The following is an 18,362-nucleotide window of genomic DNA, read 5'->3' on the forward strand; positions in this document are numbered from 1 at the left end:
CGCCCTACGGGAAGAGAGAGATGGCAGGCGGCAGAGAAATCAAAACCAAGATCAAGTCGGTGCAGAACACCCGCAAGGTGACCCGCGCCCTCGAAATGGTCTCGGCTTCCAAGATCCGCAAGGCGCAGGACCGGATGAAGGCCTCGCGTCCGTACGCGCGCGCGATGAAGCAGGTCATCGGCCACCTCGCGCAGGCGAACTCCGAGTTCCACCATCCGTACCTGGTGGAACGCAAGGAGATCAAGCGCGTCGGCTACGTCATCGTCTCCTCCGACCGCGGCCTCGCCGGCGGCCTCAACAACAACCTGTTCCGCAAGCTGCTCGGCGACATCCGCAACTGGCAGCAGCAGGGCGTCGAGGTCGACGTGGTCACCATCGGCCAGAAGGCCACGGTGTTCTTCCGTCGCATCAAGGTCGGCATGCTGGCGTCGGTGACGCATCTGGGCGACACCCCGCACGTGGACCAGCTGGTCGGCGTGATCAAGGTGATGCTGGATGCGTACAGCAGCGGCCAGGTCGACAAGGTGTTCCTGGTCTACAACGACTTCGTGAACACCATGACCCAGCGCGCGGCGTTCGATCAGCTGCTGCCGCTGCCGCCGTCCGAGACCAGCGTCGCCCACCACGACTGGGACTACATCTACGAACCCGATGCGCAGACCGTGCTGGAGCACGTGCTCACGCGCTACATCGAGTCGCTGGTGTATCAGGCGGTGATGGAGAACGTGGCCTCCGAGCACGCCGCGCGCATGGTGGCGATGAAGGCCGCCAGCGACAACGCGACCAAGCTGATCGGCACCCTGAACCTCGTCTACAACAAGGCGCGCCAGGCGGCGATCACCCAGGAAATCTCCGAAATCGTCGGCGGCGCGGCGGCGGTCTAATCCAATCGCGGCAGGCGCGGCAACCGCTGCGCCGCCAGGCAGAATCTCAAAGTTCCAGAGGACACAGTCATGAGCAACCAGGGCAAGATCGTTCAGATCATCGGCGCCGTCGTCGACGTCGAATTCCCGCGCGAACACGTGCCGAAGGTGTACGACGCGCTGAAGGTGCAGAACACCGACATCACGCTCGAGGTGCAGCAGCAGCTCGGCGACGGCGTGGTGCGCACGATCGCCCTCGGTTCGACCGACGGCCTGAAGCGCAACCTGATCGCCGACAACACCGGCCGCGCGATCTCGGTGCCGGTCGGCATCGGCACCCTCGGCCGCATCATGGACGTGCTCGGCAACCCGATCGACGAAGCCGGCCCGGTCAAGGCCGACACCACGTGGGAAATCCACCGCGCGGCGCCGAGCTACGAAGACCAGGCCTCGACCACCGAACTGCTGGAAACCGGCATCAAGGTGATCGACCTGATGTGTCCGTTCGCCAAGGGCGGCAAGGTCGGCCTGTTCGGCGGCGCCGGCGTGGGCAAGACCGTGAACATGATGGAACTCATCAACAACATCGCGACCGAGCACTCGGGTCTGTCGGTGTTCGCCGGCGTGGGTGAGCGTACCCGCGAAGGCAACGACTTCTATCACGAAATGCAGGAATCCGGCGTCGTCAACGTCGAAGAGCACGCCAAGTCCAAGGTGGCGATGGTGTACGGCCAGATGAACGAGCCGCCGGGCAACCGTCTGCGCGTGGCGCTGACCGGCCTGACGATGGCCGAGTACTTCCGCGACGAAGGCCGCGACGTGCTGCTGTTCGTCGACAACATCTACCGCTACACCCTGGCCGGTACCGAAGTGTCGGCGCTGCTGGGCCGCATGCCGTCGGCGGTGGGCTACCAGCCCACGCTCGCCGAGGAAATGGGCGTGCTGCAGGAACGCATCACCTCGACCAAGACCGGTTCGATCACCTCGATCCAGGCCGTGTACGTGCCCGCGGACGACCTGACCGACCCGTCGCCGGCGACGACCTTCGCGCATCTCGACGCGACCGTCGTGCTGTCGCGAAACATCGCTTCGCTGGGCATCTATCCGGCCGTGGACCCGCTGGACTCGACCAGCCGCCAGCTCGATCCGAACGTGATCGGCAACGAGCACTACGAGACCGCGCGTCGCGTGCAGTCGACCCTGCAGAAGTACAAGGAGCTGAAGGACATCATCGCGATCCTCGGCATGGACGAACTGTCGGAAGACGACAAGCTGGCCGTGGCCCGCGCGCGCAAGATCGAGCGCTTCTTCTCGCAGCCGTTCACCGTGGCCGAAGTGTTCACCGGTTCGAAGGGCAAGTACGTGTCGCTGAAGGACACGATCCGCGGCTTCAAGATGATCTGCGACGGCGAGTGCGACCACCTGCCGGAACAGGCCTTCTACATGGTCGGCGGCATCGAGGAAGCGGTCGAGAAGGCGAAGAAGCTCGCCGCGTGATGTCGGGCGGGTCTTGACCCGCCATTGCGTGAAACAGAAGGCGGGTCAAGACCCGCCCTACGAGGAACCGGAACACCATGGCCACCATCCGTTGCGACATCGTCAGCGCCGAAGCCGAGATCTTCCACGGCGAAGCCACGCTGGTCGTCGCCACCGGCGAGCAGGGCGAACTCGGCATCGCGCCGCGCCACGCGCCGCTGATCACCCGCCTCAAGCCGGGCAAGGTCGTCGTCACCCTGGCGAACGGCGAAGTGCTCGACTTCGCGATCTCCGGCGGCATCCTCGAAGTGCAGCCGCAGGTCGTGACCGTGCTGGCCGACACCGCGGTGCGCGCGCAGGACATCGACGAAGCGGCGGTCCGCGCGGCGATGGAAGAAGCGCAGCGCGCGCTCGCCCACAAGGATCCGAAGATGAGCGCCGAGGAAGCCCAGTCGCAGCTGGCGATGAGTCTCGCCCAGCTCAGCGCGCTGGAGCGCCTGCGCAAGAACCTCAAGCACTGAGGTCTTCGCATCGCGATGCATCCGAAACGCCGGCGAAAGCCGGCGTTTTCGTTTGTGCTTCCGGTAGAGCGGCCTTCAGGCCGCGGCTTTTCCGTCAAGCACGACAGCGGCCTGAAGGCCGCTCTACCGGCAAGATCAGGCCTTGTAGACCCAATGCCGCGACAGCAGGAAGCCGAACACGCCGAGCAGGAGTTCCACCGCCGGCTTGGCCAGCCACGCCCACTGCAGGCCGAACACATCGTCGATGCCGCCCATCGCGACGGTGCTGAGGGTGGTGGTGCACAGCCACATCAGCACGAAGCGCCGCAACTGGGTGCCGCCGATGCGGGTGTCGTCGCCGGCGAAGGTGAACCGTCCGTTGAGCCAGAAACCGAGCATCGCGCCGCTGATGCGTCCGCAGATGTTGGCGACCTCCACCGCCAGACCGAGATGGCTGAGCAGCACCATCACGCCCCAGTCGACCAGCCACTGGACGCAGCCGATCATCAGATAGCGGCGTCCCTGACGCTGCAGGCTCACGGCGGCGTCTCCGTCGTCGTGATGGACGGGAGACGCCACAGTTCGATCCCGCCCAGCGCCTCCACCCGCGTCGCACCCGCGGCGGCGAGCGCAGCGCGCAGCGCGGGCGATGCGGTGTCGGCATTCACCAACACCCAGCGGATGCGTTCGCGTTCGAACAGCGCGGCCCAGCCCGCGCCGCTGGCATCGCCGTCGGCGATCTTCGCGTCGGCGTGCAGCGAGGGATCGTGCGGCGAGACGGTGCGGCCGCGACCGCCGAGCTCCGCGACCATGTTGCGCGCGGGATCGGTGGCGAGCACGAGTTCTTTGGCATTGTCGGGAATGCGCCGGATCAGCAGCCGTTCTGGGACGTAGGCCGACAACACCGCGCCGGCATCGCCGCCGCTGCGGATCGTGCGCTTTACCGCCGCCGCGTGATGCAGCCAGCTCGCATTCGCCTGGTACGCGAGGTTGAGTGCGCACAGCGTCGCGAACAGCCAGACGAATGCGCGTCGCCCGAGCGCGGCTTCGCTGCCGGCGACCAGCACCGCGAGCAGCAGCACGATGCCCGGCCAGGCATAGCGGGCGTATTGCATCGGCAGCAGCGGCAGCAACACGCAGGCGGTGACCGCAAGCAACAGCAGGCGACTGCCGGGCTGCGCGAGCCGCAGCAGCCACAGCCCGGCGAGCGCGATCAGGCTGAAGCCGAGACCGCCGTTCCAGCCTTCGACGTAGCGTGCGCTGAGGAAGGTCATGCGCCAGAGGATGTCGGCGCCGACGCCGGCGTGCCAGCGCGGGTCGTGGAACTGTTCGCGCGGGAAATACGGCGAGCCGAACACGTGGTTGAACATCGGCAGCACCGGGTTGCCGGTCGCCAGCCAGGCCTGCACGTGGCTCGACGCAATCAACAGGAGACCGGCGACCAGCGCGAGCGGCAGCCAGCGCCACGCCAGATGCGCGCGTTGCGTCCACAGCGCCCAGGCCAGCAGCGGCAGTGCGGCCATGCCATGCGCGAGCTTGAGCGCGAACAGTCCGGCGAACAGCACGGTGCCGGCGGCCAGCGCGCGCGGCGCGCCGGAAACGCCCGGCAGCGCGAGCGACATGGCGACGAAGGCGCAGAGCGCCGCGATCGACGCCAGCTCGGTCTGCAGGCCCGCGGCCATCCAGACCAGCGGCGGAAACGACGCGAACAGCGCGATCGCGGTCCAGCGTTCGAGGCCGCTCGCGCGCAGCGGCGTCAGCAACGCCCACAGCGCACCGGCGATCAGGACGATCCACAGCGCGTTGAGCGCGCCGTGCGCATCGCGGCGCGACAGCACGAAGGCGATGCCGTGCAGCGCATCGCCCGCCCATGGCGCGTACGACCACACCTGGTACTCCGCGTCCGGCGCGTAACGCGCGTGCAGCAGCAATTGCGTGGGCAGACCGAGGTGATAGCCGAGGTCGTCCGACTGCATCGTCGGCACCCAGCACGCCACCGAGGCGATGCCGAGCAGCAGCACCGCGACGGCGGCCGCACGCGGCGCCGCGGCGACCGCGGTGCGCCAGCCCGTCCGGGCGTCTCGCAGGGTCGTCGCGAGCGCGCCCCGCTGCAGCAGGACCGGAACCGCCAGCAGCGCGAACCACACCCATGGATGATGGATCGGCCAGGTCAGCGTCCAGCCGGCGAGCATCGCGATCGCGAACAGGCCGACGACGGTGGCGATCGCGGCGCGCGCGGCGAGTCCGGCCGGCGTCAGCCACAGCCCGATCGCGAGCGCGCCGGCGCCGAGCAGCGCGACCGCCAGGACCGCAGGAAGGCCGACGTAGATCGTCAGCGCGGCCAGCCAGACCGCCGCCAATGCCGAGGCCCGGGTCCAGCGCAGCAGGCGCTGCAGCGGCCAGGCCAGCGCCAGCGCGATCGCGGCCAGCACCAGCGACAGCGCGAAGCGTTCCGCCGGCAGCGCCCGCCAGGTCGCGTGGACGATCAGTCCGGCGAGCGTGGCCACCGCACCTGCGGCCGCCGCGAAGCGTGCCGCTCGGGAGGGCGGTGTCGCGTCGGCGATGGTGGGGGTTGCGGGCATGCTGGTGTCCGGTGGGGGCGCCGGTGGTGGGCGCCGGAGTGAGCGCCGCGCGCGGATCGGCCGGCATCGTAGCAGCCGGTCTCGCTAGAATGCCGGCAACCCTGGTTCCGGAGTTCCCATGCGCGCCCCCCTCCATGTCGTCGTCCTCGCCGCGGGCGAGGGCAAGCGGATGAAATCCGCGCTGCCGAAGGTGCTGCAGAAGATCGCCGGGGTGCCGATGCTGGCGCACGTCATCGACAGCGCGCGCGCGCTCGATCCGGCCGGCATCCACGTGGTCTACGGCCACGGCGGCGACCAGGTGCGCGCGGCCTTCGAAGACCAGCCCGATCTGCACTGGGCCGAACAGGCGCAGCAGCTGGGGACCGGTCATGCGGTGCAGCAGGCGATGCCCGGCGTGCCCGACGACGCCCGGGTGCTGGTGCTGTACGGCGACGTGCCGCTGATCCGCAGCGAGACCCTCCAGCGGCTGCTCGATGCGCCGGGCCGGCTCGCGGTGCTGGCCGCCGAGCTGCACGACGCCACCGGCTATGGTCGCATCGTGCGCGACGCCGAAGGCCGCGTCGCCGCGATCGTCGAGCACAAGGACGCCAGCGACGACCAGCGCCATATCCGCATCGTCAACACCGGGGTCATCGCCGGCGAAGCCGCATCGCTGAAGCGCTGGCTCGCCAATCTTTCGAACGGCAACGCGCAGGGCGAGTACTACCTCACCGACGTCTTCGCGATGGCCGCGCACGAATACGCCGGCGCCGAGATCGTGATCGCCGCGGACGCGCAGGAAACCGAAGGCGCCAACGATCCGTGGCAATTGGCGCAGCTGGAACGCGCGTTCCAGCTGCGACGGGTGCGCGCGCTGTGCGTGGCCGGCGCGCGCTTCGCCGACGTGAACCGGGTCGATGTCCGCGGGACGGTCGAGGTCGGCAGCGACGTCGAAATCGACATCGACGTGATCTTCGAGGGCCGCGTCGTGCTCGGCGACGGCGTACGCATCGGCCCGTTCTGCCGGCTCAAGGACGTGGCGCTCGCCGCCGGCACCGAGGTCCGCGCGCACTGCGACCTGGACGGCGCGCGCAGCGAAGGCGCGGCGCACATCGGCCCCTACGCGCGGCTGCGCCCGGGCACCGTGCTCGCCGACGGCGTGCACGTCGGCAATTTCGTCGAGACCAAGAACGCGAAGATCGGCGTCGGCAGCAAGGCCAACCATCTCAGCTATCTCGGCGATGCCGTCGTCGGCGCGGGCGTGAATGTCGGCGCCGGCACCATCACCTGCAACTACGACGGCGCCAACAAATCCACCACCACCATCCACGACGGCGCCTTCATCGGCTCGAACGCGGCGCTGGTGGCGCCGGTCGTGATCGGCGAGGGCGCGACCATCGCCGCCGGTTCGGTGATCAACAAGGACGCCGCGGCGGGCAAGCTCACCGTCGCGCGCGCGAAACAGGTGACGGTGGACGGCTGGAAGCGGCCGGTGAAAAAGCCGAAATAAGCCGCGTTCGTAGGAGGGGCTTCAGCCCCGAGCTTGTGGCGTGAAACACCGCCGAACCGGCCTGGAGCCAGCACGGCGTTTCGGGACAAACGCTCGGGGCTGAAGCCCCTCCTACAAAGAGCGTTGCCCGAACATCACCGCGCCGGCAGCGTCAGGCTCACCCACAGCCCGCCGCCATCGCGGTTCTGCAGCGCGATGCGGCCGCCGTGGGCTTCGACGATGTCGCGGGTCAGCGCCAGCCCCAGTCCGGTGCCGTGGCGCTTGGTCGAATAAAAGGGCAGCAGCGCCTGCGCCAGCACCGCGTCGCTCATGCCGGTGCCGCGGTCGAGGATGTCGATCCGCCATTGCTCCGGCAGCCGGCGCAGCAGCAGTTGCACCTCGTGCGCGGGCGAGCCGGATTCGTGCGCGTTCTTGACCAGATTCAGCATCGCCTGTTCCAGTTGCGCGGCGTCGGCCTGGACCACGCCGTCGCCGTGCTGGCCGTTCCAGGCGAATTCCACCTGGCTGCGCAACTGCGCGAGGAATCGCTCCCATTCCAGGGGTTCCAGTCGCGGCGCCGGCAGTTTGGCGAAGCGCGCGTAGTCGCGGATGAAGCCTTCGAGATGGCGCGCGCGCTCCTCAATGGTGGCCAGCGCGATCGGCAGGCGTTCCAACTGCCCGCGCTTCAGCAACTCGGCGCTGGAGTGCGCGAGCGAAGCGATCGGCGCCAGCGAATTGTTGAGCTCGTGGCTGATCACCCGGATCACCTTCTTCCAGGTCTGCACTTCCTGCCGCCGCAGTTCCGCGGTGAGCTGGCGCAGCAGGATGAGTTCGTGGCGGCGGCCGTTGAGGCGGAAGCCGCGGCGCGAGAGATGGAAGATCTCCTCGTTGTCCTCGTCGCCGACCGCGAAGATGCCGTCGCCGCCGCGTTCGAACGCATCGCGCAGCGCCTGCGGCACGCGTTCGAGGATCGACGGGAAACTCCGGCCTTCCAGCCTGCGGCCTTCGCCCAGCAGTTTGCGCGCGGCCAGATTGCCCAGCACGATGCGCTCCGATTCGTCGACCAGGGTCATCGCCACCGGCGTGTTCTGCACCATCGTGTCGAGCAGCAGCTCGCGCTGCACCAGCGACACCCGCTGGTCGCGCAGCGCATCGCCCAGCGCGTTGTGCGCGTTGACCAGTTCCACCAGATCGCTGTACTTGTCCCAGGTGATGCCGAAACTGAAATCGCCATCGCGATAACTGGCGACGGTGCCGGCCAGCGCGCGGAACAGCGCACGCATCGGCGCGACCGTGCGCCAGATGATGCTGCCGATGAGGGTGCCCACGATCGTCGCGGCGACCAGGGTCGCGGCCCAGTCCGGCATCCAGCGCATCAGCAGCGCGGTGGCCGCCGCCGCGAGCACGACACCGAGCACGGCCAGCACGATCAGGCGGATCGCCAGCGGTAGCACGCGGAGGATCTGCATCGTCGTGGGCCCGTCAGTCGCGGGCGATGCCGAGGCGCTCGATGCGCCGGTACAGCGCCTGCCGCGACATCCCCAGGTCATGCGCGGCCTGCGCCAGTACGCCGCCGGCGCGCGAAAGCGCGGCCTCGATCGCCGGGCGATCCGGTTCCGCGGCATCGGCCGTGGTCGACGGGGCCGATGCGACGGGCGCGGGCAGGCCGAGGTCGGCCGCCGCAATGCGCGGCTGTCGCGCCAGCAGCGCCGCGCGCTGGATGGTGTTGCGCAGTTCGCGCACGTTGCCGGGCCAGCGATGCGCCAGGAGCGCGCGCTCGGCCGAGGCATCGAGGCTCTTGTCTGCCGGCAGGAAATGCCGTGCGAGGGGCAGAATGTCGTCCGGGCGCTGCGCCAGCGCCGGCAGGCGCACTTCGATCGCGTTGAGCCGGTAGTACAGATCCTCGCGGAACTGGCCCGCGGCGATCAGCGCCGGCAGATCGGCGTTCGTCGCGCTGACCACGCGCACCTTCACCGTGCGCTCGCGGTTGCTGCCGAGGCGCTGGAACTGCCCGGTTTCGAGCACGCGCAGCAGTTTCACCTGCCCGGCCAACGGCAGCGTGCCGATTTCGTCGAGGAACAGGGTGCCGCCGTCCGCGGCCTCGAACTTGCCTTCGCGTGCGCGGTTCGCGCCGGTGTAGGCGCCGGCCTCGGCGCCGAACAGTTCGGCTTCGATCAGATCCGCGGGCAGCGCGCCGCAGTTCAGGGCCACGAACGGGGCGTGACGCACCGCCGAGTTCGCGTGCACGATCTCCGCGAGCCGTTCCTTGCCGCTGCCGTTCGGCCCGGTGATCAGCACCGGCAGATCGGAACGTGCGATCTGGCAGGCCAGTTGCAGGGTCGCGCCGGTGAGCGCATCGGCATGGATGAAACCGCGCAGATCGTATTCGTCGAGCGCTTCGCGGCGCCGCCGATCGCCGGCATCGCGACGCGCCAGCTGCTGGCGCGTCTGCGACAGTTCCAGCAGATTGTTCACCGTCGCCATCAGCTTGCGGTCGTCCCACGGCTTGGCGAGGTAATCGGCGGCGCCGGCCTTCACCAGCTCCACCGCGGACGCCAGATGCGTCCATGCGGTGAGCAGGATCACCGGCAGATCCGGATGTCGCTCGCGGATCTCGCGGAACAGCGCTTCGCCTTCTTCGCCGGAGGTGGTGTCGGCCTCGAAATTCATGTCCTGCACCACGAGATCCACCGGCGCCTCCGCGAGCGCGTCCAGCCCGGCCTGGGGACTGGATGCGGTGCGGGTGTCGATGTCGTGCAGCGAGAACAGCGTCTCGAGCGCGGTGGCGACCGCGGGGTTGTCGTCGATGACGAGGATGGTCGGCATGTGCGCAGTCTAGCGAATCGGTCGGGGTTGACGCGGTGGCGGTTCGCCGCGCGCGTCACACGCTGCGCGTGGCGATCGCCGGCGGCACCGCCGCCGCGCGCCGGGCCGGACCGAAGACGGCGATCTGGCCGAGCAGCCACAGCGCCACCGCACCGATCGGCAGGTAATACGCCGGCAGCCGCGGCAGTTCGTAATGGGTCATCAGCAACTGGTTCAGGCCGAAGGCGCCGAGCATGCCGAGGATGATGCCGAGCGTGGCGAGCAGGAAATTCTCGGTCTGGAAATAGCGCAGGATCTGGCCGCGGGTCGCGCCCAGCGCGCGACGCACGCCGATCTGCTTCGTGCGCTGCTGCACCCAGAAGCTCGCGAGGCCGACGATGCCCAGCGCGGTCACCACCAGCAGCGCGACGCACACCGCGCCCAGCAGCCACACCATCGCCTTGTCCTGGCGGTAGTACTTCGCCTTCACGTCGGAGAAGCTGTTCTCGTCGAGGATGATGCGGTTCGGATTGGTGCGCTTCAGGCTCGCCACCGCGGCCTTGAGCACTTCGTCGCGGCGGGTCGGCTCGGTGCGCAGGGCGAAACGTCCGAAGGTGGGCCGGATCGGCAGCACCATCGAGTAGTAGGCGCCGGCCGGACCTTCGTTGTCGTTCGGCCGGATCAGCGTGTCGACCACGCCCACGATCGGAATCGGCTTGCTGCCCCAGCTGTCGTGCAGCAGCTTGCCGATCGCGCTCTCGCCGGGATACAGCTTCTCCGCCATCGCGCGGGTCACGATCGCCGCGGGAACCGCGACGTCCGCGCCTTCCATCTGTCCCCAGTCGAGATACTCGCCGGGAAGGAAATTGCGACCGGCGACGATGCGCGCGCCGAAGGTCTGCAGCAGTTGTTCGTCGCCGAGATAGGTCGCGGTGTTGAGGCTGGGATTGGGTTGATCCGGCTTGATGCTGACCGAGGTGTTCCAGGAAGAGTTGTCGAACGGCACGTGATTGGTGGTGGTGGCGGCCTTCACGCCCGGAATCGCGCGCAGCGCGGCGACATCGACCTTGTAGCGGGCGTCGGCGTCGTCGCTGCTGCCGATGCCGGCGGTGTTGATGCGCACGATCTCGTCCTCGGCCATGCCGGTCGGACGATCCATGCGCTCGATGCGCGAACCGATCAGGAACATCGCGTTGCAGACGATCGCGCAGCTGAGCGCGATTTCGAGCACGATCAGCGCGGATGCGGTCTTGTGCCGGCGCAGCGTGGACAGGATGGGACGGATATCCATGGGAACCTCGGCGATATCGCCTTCCCCCGCGCGCGGGGGAAGGCCGGGATGGGGGCGGTTACTGCGACTTGAGCTGGATCGCCGGTGCGATCTGGCAGGCGCGCCATGCGGGCAGCAGACCGGCGACGAGGCTCGCCGCCAGGCTCAGGCCGATCGCGGCGAACAACATCGTGCCGTCGATGCTCGCCAGCGCGGCATAATCGGTCGGTTGCTGGCGCACCGCCCACAGGCCGAGCAGGGCGAGGGCGATGCCCAGCACGCCGCCGGCCAAACCGATGACCCCGGCTTCCACCAGATACTGCTGGAAGATGCTCCGACGGGTGGCGCCCAGCGCGCGGCGCACGCCGATCTCGGCGGAACGGCGCAGGAACTTCGCCAGCAGCAGGCCGATGGTGTTGAGCAGGCACACGAACAGGAAGCCGAACGCCAGCCAGCTCTGCAGGCGCACATCCGCGGGCACGACGCCGTTGACGTCCAGCCAGGCCATCACGTCGTCGAGACGGACGTTGTTCGGGCGCTCGAACCGGCCGGCGGCGCGCTGCTGGTTGGAATAGTTCTCGAGATAGGCACGATAGGCCGCGGCCTTCGCGGGCGTGTCGAGTTCCACCCAGTACTGCAGCCAGGAACAGCGCGCGTTGATGCCGTAGTTGCCTTCCTTGTCGTCGTTGTCCGGGTCGCTGCTGGTGCCCCAGCAGTTCATGTTGCCGCTGGGCGACATCTCGACGTCGCGCGACGTCCAGAACGGCACGAACAGCTGTTCGTCGCTGCCGAACTGGCTCTGCGAGGTGTCGTAGAACCGCGGTGTCGGCTTCCAGGTGTCGAGCACGCCGATCACTTTGAAGCTGTGCTCTTCCAGGCGCAGGGTCTTGCCGATCGCGGCGGCGTCGCCGAAGAGCTTTTCCTTCAGTTCCTTCGAGATCACCACCACCCGTGCGCGCGCCTTGTCTTCCGCCGCGGTCCAGGCGCGGCCTTCGGCGAGCGGCACGTCGAACATCGGGAAGAAATCCGCGGTGGTGAAGCGCGAGCTGACGTAGAACGGATCCAGGCCGGCCTTGTCCGGGACCAGCGCGACGTTGCCCGCGCTCATGATCGCTTGGCGGTCGCCCTTCGCGTCGCGCAGCAGCGCTTCGGCGTCGTAGCGCGACATCTGCCATTCGGGCTCGTCGCCGGGGGTGAAGCCGGTCTTGCCGCGCGGGTCGATGCGCGGATAGAAAAGCTTGTCGCTCTTCTGCGGAATCGGATCGCCCGACAGCACGTGGAACACGGTCAGCGTGGTCATGCTGGCGCCGATGCCGAGCGCGATCGCCAGCACCATCAGCGCGGTCAGCGCGCGGTTGCGCCTGAAACTGCGGAAGGCGAGATTGAGGTAATAGCCGAACATGGCGTGCTCCGGAAGTCGGTCTCGGGATGCGCGGTCGCGCGGTCGGTCAGGCGTCGGACTGCGCGACGCCGGCGGTCGCCGGACGCGCGCTCACCAGCGCCGGTTCGGAACGCAGGTCGGTGACCATGCCGTCGACGATGTGCACGTTGCGCTGCGCGCGCGCGGCCAGTTCGGGATCGTGGGTGACCATGATGATCGTGGTGCCCTGGCTGTTGATCTCTTCCAGCAGCTCCATGACGCTGCGCGCCATCTGCGAGTCGAGGTTGCCGGTGGGTTCGTCGGCGAGCAGCAGGCGCGGGCTGCCGGCGAGGGCGCGGGCGATCGCGGCGCGCTGCTGCTGGCCGCCGGACAGCTCAGACGGATAGTGGCGCATGCGCGAGCCCAGCCCGACCCGGGTCAGGGCTTCCTCGATGCGCTGCCGGCGTTCCGACGACGACATGCCGCGATAGCGCAGCGGCGCGTCGACGTTGTCGAACAGGTTCAGGTCCGGAATGAGATTGAAGCTCTGGAAGATGAAGCCGATCTTGCGGTTGCGCAGCTTCGAGCGCGCGTCGTCGCCGAGCTTGCTCACGTCCTCGCCGTCGAGCAGGTAGCTGCCGCCGGTGAATTCTTCCAGTAGCCCCGCGATGTTGAGGAACGTGGTCTTGCCCGAACCCGACGGCCCGGTGACCGCGACGAATTCGCCGTCGCGGACGTGCAGGTCGAGCGATCGCAGCGCGTGGGTTTCGACCAGTTCGGTGCGATAGACCTTGGTGACGCCTTGCATGTGCAGCATGGGAAACTCCGGAGTGTCGTGGGCGCGGCGTCGGCCGCGATGTTCGTTGTGGGCGATGGCGCCAGGGAGCGGGAGCGCGCCTCAGCCGCCGATGCGGAAATGCGACGGCAGCGGCGATGCGGGCAGGAAGCCCGCGTCGCGTCGCGGCCGGTGCGGTGCGTCGTCGTTGGCCGACGGCGCGAAATCGAAGGTATGCAGCGGCGGCAGCGGCAGGCGCACCGCGGCGGCCAGTTCGTCGGCGTTCCAGTGCGGCGGGAAGGGGAAATCGTCGGGGGCGCTGTGCATGATCATTCTCCGGAGATGCGGATGCGTTCGGCGTCGCCGAACTGGTCGCTGCCGGAGACCACGATGCGGTCGCCGGCGTTCGCGCCATCGAGGATCTCGACGGCGCCGAGGCTGCTGACGCCGGTGCGGATCCGGCGCTTGACGGCGATGTCGCCGTCCATCACGTAGGCGGACTGCCCGCCGCCCTGTTCCAGGAACGGGCCGCGCTCGACGTTGAGCACGTCGCGCCGCGTATCCATCACGATCCGCGCGCTGAGCCGCTGGTTCTGGCGCAGGCCAGGCGGCTGCGTGTCCTTGAAGCGCAGGCGCGCGGCCACTTCGCCGTTCACCACTTCCGGCGACACCGCCGAGATCGCGGCCGCGAAGGTGCCGCCGCCGGCACCGGTGTTGGCGACGATCTCGGCGGGAATGCCGATGCCCAGATCGCGGGCGAAGCTTTCCGGCACCTTGATCTCGACCTCGAACACCGAGAGGTCCACCAGACTCAGCACGGGGGCGTTGGCGGCGACGTTGGCGCGCTGCGCGATCATCAGCTGGCCGATCTGGCCGTCGAACGGCGCGCGCAGGGTCAGCGCGTCGACCTGCCGCTGCAGTTCGGCCACCACCGCGCGCTGGCGATCGGCCTGCAGCCGCTTGTTGCGGCTGTCGATGCCGGCGCCGCGCCCCTGCAGGGTGAATTCCTGCTGCGCGGCCGCGAGCGCGAGCTCGGCCTTCTTCAACTGGTCCTGCGCGCGGGCCACGTCCACCTGGGCGACGGCGCCGCCTTCGTAGGCGCGACGGTTGCGCTCCAGATCACGCACCGCGGCGGTGCGGTCGACCGTGGCCTGATCCAGCAGCTTGCGCGCGTTGGCGCGGGTCAGTTCGCCGTCGAGTTCGGCGCGTGCCGCTTCGGCTTCCAGGCTGGCGAGCGTCGCTTCTTCCTGCGCCAGCCGGCTGCGCAGTTCGGGGCTGTCGATCTCGGCCAGCGCCTGATCCTTCTTCACCACGTCGCCGGCGACGACCTGCAGGGTCACGGTGCCGGCGGCGATGGTGTAGAGGGTCGGACTGTTCGCGGAGATCACCCGGCCTTCCGCCGACAGGTCGCGCACCAGATCGCCGCGCCGGACTTCGGCGATGCGCAGGCGCTTGGCGTCGACCGAGCGGCCGCCCGCGTTCCAGGCGGAAAGGGTGGCGACGATGGCGCCGCCGAGGCCGAGCGCGAGTGCGCCGGCCACCAGCCAGCGGCGGCGTTTCGCGGTCGCGGCCGGCGTGGCGAGGGTGCGGTCCTGTGCGGAGGTGTCGCGGATGCTCATGGGGCGGACGCTGGTGGGGTTTGCCCATGCTCCATGCAAGCTGCGTGCCAATCGCAACAGATTGTTTTCGTTGGGATTTGTGGCGGCAAAAAGATGTCCGCGCGCTGTCCGGACGTGTCCGCGCGGACGCTCCGGCCGGGTTTCGCCGTTACACTAGAGCGTGTTATGCCCTTTTTCATATGCCGCGTTGCGCAGCCTGTGGCGCCGAGACAAGGTTCCGTGACGCAGCCTTGGCTGGTGGCCAAGGCAAGTCGCGGGCCGCAGGATCGGCGCCACAGGGGCGCAACCCGAAGGGAAGGCCGTTTGCGGGCCCGATCCGGCGTTGCGCACCTTGCCAAGGCCACCAGCCTTGGCCGCGGCGCGCGCCTTGGCTCAGGCCCGCAGACGGCCTTCGCGGCATATGAAAAAGGGCATAACACGCTCTAGCCAACCCCTGCTGCACCCCCGGAACCGCGCGTTCCGCGGCTCCGAACAGACCCAACGAGGACTCCCAACGTATGTGCGGCATTGTCGGCGCGATCGCGGATCGCGATGTGGTACCGGTACTGGTCGAAGGCCTGAAGCGGCTCGAATATCGCGGTTACGACTCGGCCGGCATCGCGATCGTGGATTCGAAAGCCGTCGATGCGAACGCTGCCGACGGGAATGACGCCGACGACACGCACGACGTGCGTCGCGTGCGCCGCACCGGCCGCGTCGCCGAGATGGAAAGCGCCGCCGCCAGCGAAGGCTTCTCCGCCGGCCTCGGCATCGGCCACACCCGCTGGGCCACCCACGGCGGCGTCACCGAAGGCAACGCCCATCCGCACATCAGTCACGGCGTCGCGCTGGTGCACAACGGCATCATCGAGAACCACGAGCAGCAGCGCGAACGCCTGCGTGCGCTCGGTTACGTGTTCGAGTCGCAGACCGATACCGAAGTCATCGCCCACCTGATCCATCACTACCTCACCCGGGGCGACGACCTCCTGCGCGCGCTGCAGCGCGTGGTCAAGGAACTGGAGGGCGCCTACGCGCTGGCGGTGATCAGCCGCAAGGAACCGGAGCGCATGGTCTGCGCGCGCATGGGCTGCCCGCTGCTGGTCGGTCTGGGCGAGGGCGAGAATTTCATCGCTTCCGACGTGTCGGCCATCATCCAGGCGACCCGCCGGGTCATCTTTCTTGAAGAAGGCGATACCGCCGACGTCACCCGCGCCGGCGTGCGCGTGTTCGACGGCCACGATGCCGAAGTGCAGCGCGACGTGCATGTCTCCGACGTGTCGCTGGCCTCGCTGGAACTCGGCCCGTACCGCCATTTCATGCAGAAGGAGATCCACGAGCAGCCGCGCGCGATCGCCGACACCATCGAGGCGATCGTCGACAGCGGCGGTTTCACGCCGGAACTGTTCGGCAAGGATGCGGATGCGCTGCTGCGCGACATCGACGGCCTGCAGATCCTCGCCTGCGGCACCAGCTATTACGCCGGGCTGACCGCGCGCTACTGGTTCGAGGCGATCACCGGTCTGCCGTGTACGGTCGAGATCGCCAGCGAGTACCGCTATCGCAAGGTCGTCGCCAATCCGCGCCAGCTGGTGGTGACGATCTCGCAGTCGGGCGAAACCCTCGACACGATGGAAGCGCTGAAGTACGCGAAGTCGCTCGGCCACGACAAGACTCTGTCGATCTGCAACGTGCCCGAAAGCGCGATTCCGCGCGCCAGCCGGCTGGTGTTCTACACCCGCGCCGGCGCCGAGATCGGCGTCGCGTCGACCAAGGCCTTCACCACCCAGCTGGTCGCGCTGTTCGCGCTGACCGCCACGATCGCGAAGGTGCAGGGACGGCTGTCGGCGGAACAGGAAGCCGAACTGCTCGACGCCCTGCGCCATCTGCCCGGCAGCGTGCAGCACGCGCTGAATCTCGAGCCGCAGATCGCGGTGTGGTCGGAGCGCTTCGCGCCGAAGCAGCATGCGCTGTTCCTCGGCCGCGGCATCCACTATCCCATCGCCCTTGAAGGGGCATTGAAGCTCAAGGAAATCTCCTACATCCACGCCGAAGCCTATCCGGCCGGCGAGCTGAAGCACGGCCCGCTGGCGCTGGTGGACGCGGCGATGCCGGTGGTGGTGATCGCGCCGAACGACAGCCTGCTGGAGAAGGTGAAGTCCAACATCCAGGAAGTGCGCGCGCGGGGCGGCGAAATGTACGTCTTCACCGACGCCGACAGCCACTTCAGCGAATCCGAGGGCGTGCACGTGATCCGAACCCCGCGCCACGTCGGCGTGCTGTCGCCGATCGTGCACGCGATCCCGGTGCAGTTGCTCGCGTATCACGCCGCGCTGGCCCGCGGCACCGACGTGGACAAACCGCGCAACCTCGCGAAGTCGGTGACGGTGGAGTAATCGGCCGCGTCGCTTCGCGCGGACCGCGCGTCGTCGCATCCGACCGTCGCATTCGACTCTCCCATCAGAATCGAGAAACATGCCGCAACGCGCCTGGACCGCTTCCGCCATCCGCAGGATCGAGGCCGACTTCAACCGGTCGGCCGATACCCACCTGATCCCGCTGCCGTTGCCCGGTTTCCCGGGCATCGACGTGTATCTCAAGGACGAATCCAGCCATCCCACCGGCAGCCTCAAGCATCGTCTGGCGCGGTCGCTGTTCCTGTACGCGCTGGCCAACGGCTGGCTGCGCGCGGGCGCGCCGGTGATCGAGGCGTCGAGCGGTTCGACCGCGGTGTCGGAAGCGTATTTCGCACGTCTGCTCGGTTTGCCGTTCATCGCGGTGATGCCGGCCTGCACCTCCCCGGACAAGATCCGCGCGATCGAATTCCACGGCGGCCGCTGCCATCTCGTCGACGATCCCGCGTCGATCAACGACGAATCCGAGCGGCTGGCGCGCGAGACCGGCGGTCATTTCCTCGATCAGTTCACCTACGCCGAGCGCGCCACCGACTGGCGCGCGAACAACAACATCGCCGAATCGATCTTCGTGCAGATGGCGCAGGAACCGCATCCGGTGCCGACCTGGATCGTCTGCAGTCCCGGCACCGGCGGCACCGGCGCGACCCTGGGGCGCTACGTGCGCTATCGCCGCCACGACACCCGCGTGCTCTGCGCCGACCCAGAGCATTCGGTGTTCTACGATCATTTCGCCGGCGCCTTGCGCGGACATCCGCGGCACGACCTCACCCATGCCTGCGGCTCGGGCATCGAAGGCATCGGCCGGCCGAAGGTCGAGCGCAGCTTCATCGCCGCCTGCATCGACGCGATGGTGAAGGTGCCGGACGCGCTCAGCCTCGCGGCGATGCGCCACGTCAGCGACGCCCTCGACCGCCGCGTCGGCGGTTCCACCGGCACCAATGTCGTCGGCGTGCTCGCCGCCGCCGAACGCATGCGCCGCGAGGGCCGTACCGGCTCCATCGTCAGCATTCTCTGCGACGGCGGCGAACGTTATTCGCACAGCTACTACAACCCGGCCTGGTACGTGGAGCAGGGCATCGACACGCTCGGATCCGACGCGATCATCGCCCGCGCGGTTTCCGGCGATGCGGCGTCGATACTCGATGTTCGTTGGCTGGAGCGGGCGCCGGAAGTCTGCTGACATCCTGCAGCAGGAATCCGATCGATGGCAGCAGGATGCACGGTTCCTGTGCGCTTGCCCGGGCGCTA

The 18,362-nt window shown here is 68.5% G+C and carries 15 protein-coding genes; 6 read left to right on the top strand and 9 right to left on the bottom strand.

Features of this window, described 5'->3' with window-relative positions; translation table 11 throughout:
* Window positions 1-20 precede the first annotated feature (20 nt).
* The 3 genes from atpG (at window position 21) to ABD974_RS05200 (ending at window position 2,860) form a co-directional block, all read left to right on the top strand.
* The gene (atpG, locus tag ABD974_RS05190) at window positions 21-884 is read left to right on the top strand and encodes a F0F1 ATP synthase subunit gamma (RefSeq protein WP_345302230.1); all 864 of its coding nucleotides are present in this window, start codon (window positions 21-23) and stop codon (window positions 882-884) included.
* A gap of 69 nt (window positions 885-953) precedes the next feature.
* Window positions 954-2,360, top strand: a complete 1,407-nt coding sequence (atpD, locus tag ABD974_RS05195; RefSeq protein ID WP_345302231.1) for a F0F1 ATP synthase subunit beta — start codon at window positions 954-956, stop codon at window positions 2,358-2,360.
* A 77-nt stretch (window positions 2,361-2,437) separates the two neighbouring features.
* Window positions 2,438-2,860 (top strand): F0F1 ATP synthase subunit epsilon, encoded by a 423-nt coding sequence (locus ABD974_RS05200; RefSeq protein WP_345302232.1) that lies wholly within the window; start codon window positions 2,438-2,440, stop codon window positions 2,858-2,860.
* A 135-nt stretch (window positions 2,861-2,995) separates the two neighbouring features.
* On the opposite strand, the gene ABD974_RS05205 is transcribed toward ABD974_RS05200, so the two are convergent.
* Together ABD974_RS05205 and ABD974_RS05210 are read right to left on the bottom strand one after the other, a co-directional pair.
* Entirely contained in the window at window positions 2,996-3,379 is a 384-nt protein-coding gene (locus ABD974_RS05205; RefSeq protein WP_345302233.1) for a GtrA family protein, read from the bottom strand.
* Window positions 3,376-5,421: a hypothetical protein gene (locus ABD974_RS05210; RefSeq protein ID WP_345302234.1), complete on the bottom strand. Its 2,046-nt coding sequence runs from the start codon at window positions 5,419-5,421 to the stop codon at window positions 3,376-3,378. The genes ABD974_RS05205 and ABD974_RS05210 overlap by 4 nt, the downstream gene beginning before the upstream one ends.
* A gap of 118 nt (window positions 5,422-5,539) precedes the next feature.
* Here ABD974_RS05210 and glmU point away from each other — a divergent pair, with 118 nt between their 5' ends.
* Window positions 5,540-6,910, top strand: coding sequence for a bifunctional UDP-N-acetylglucosamine diphosphorylase/glucosamine-1-phosphate N-acetyltransferase GlmU (glmU, locus tag ABD974_RS05215; RefSeq protein ID WP_345302235.1), 1,371 nt, complete (start codon window positions 5,540-5,542; stop codon window positions 6,908-6,910).
* A gap of 134 nt (window positions 6,911-7,044) precedes the next feature.
* On the opposite strand, the gene ABD974_RS05220 is transcribed toward glmU, so the two are convergent.
* The 7 genes from ABD974_RS05220 to ABD974_RS05250 form a co-directional block, all read right to left on the bottom strand.
* Complete coding sequence (locus ABD974_RS05220) at window positions 7,045-8,358, bottom strand: sensor histidine kinase (RefSeq protein WP_345302236.1); 1,314 nt, start codon at window positions 8,356-8,358, stop codon at window positions 7,045-7,047.
* Window positions 8,359-8,371: 13 nt separating this feature from the next.
* Window positions 8,372-9,715: a sigma-54-dependent transcriptional regulator gene (locus ABD974_RS05225; RefSeq protein ID WP_345302237.1), complete on the bottom strand. Its 1,344-nt coding sequence runs from the start codon at window positions 9,713-9,715 to the stop codon at window positions 8,372-8,374.
* Between the two features lie 55 nt (window positions 9,716-9,770).
* Window positions 9,771-10,985 (bottom strand): ABC transporter permease, encoded by a 1,215-nt coding sequence (locus tag ABD974_RS05230; RefSeq protein ID WP_345302238.1) that lies wholly within the window; start codon window positions 10,983-10,985, stop codon window positions 9,771-9,773.
* A gap of 58 nt (window positions 10,986-11,043) precedes the next feature.
* Window positions 11,044-12,366 (bottom strand): ABC transporter permease, encoded by a 1,323-nt coding sequence (locus ABD974_RS05235; protein WP_345302239.1) that lies wholly within the window; start codon window positions 12,364-12,366, stop codon window positions 11,044-11,046.
* 46 nt (window positions 12,367-12,412) lie between these two features.
* Window positions 12,413-13,141 (bottom strand): ABC transporter ATP-binding protein, encoded by a 729-nt coding sequence (locus tag ABD974_RS05240; RefSeq protein ID WP_345302240.1) that lies wholly within the window; start codon window positions 13,139-13,141, stop codon window positions 12,413-12,415.
* An 81-nt stretch (window positions 13,142-13,222) separates the two neighbouring features.
* A complete protein-coding gene (locus tag ABD974_RS05245; protein ID WP_345302241.1) occupies window positions 13,223-13,426 on the bottom strand; it encodes a hypothetical protein in 204 nt (67 codons plus the stop codon).
* Window positions 13,427-13,428: 2 nt separating this feature from the next.
* Complete coding sequence (locus ABD974_RS05250) at window positions 13,429-14,718, bottom strand: efflux RND transporter periplasmic adaptor subunit (protein ID WP_345302242.1); 1,290 nt, start codon at window positions 14,716-14,718, stop codon at window positions 13,429-13,431.
* 497 nt (window positions 14,719-15,215) lie between these two features.
* Here ABD974_RS05250 and glmS point away from each other — a divergent pair, with 497 nt between their 5' ends.
* Window positions 15,216-17,093 (top strand): glutamine--fructose-6-phosphate transaminase (isomerizing), encoded by a 1,878-nt coding sequence (gene glmS / locus ABD974_RS05255; protein WP_345302243.1) that lies wholly within the window; start codon window positions 15,216-15,218, stop codon window positions 17,091-17,093.
* Window positions 17,094-17,172: 79 nt separating this feature from the next.
* A complete protein-coding gene (locus ABD974_RS05260; protein WP_345302244.1) occupies window positions 17,173-18,294 on the top strand; it encodes a PLP-dependent cysteine synthase family protein in 1,122 nt (373 codons plus the stop codon).
* Window positions 18,295-18,362: the final 68 nt, after the last annotated feature.

Origin of the sequence: Lysobacter hankyongensis (genome assembly GCF_039543145.1) — a bacterium.
Taxonomy (GTDB): domain Bacteria; phylum Pseudomonadota; class Gammaproteobacteria; order Xanthomonadales; family Xanthomonadaceae; genus Lysobacter_I; species Lysobacter_I hankyongensis.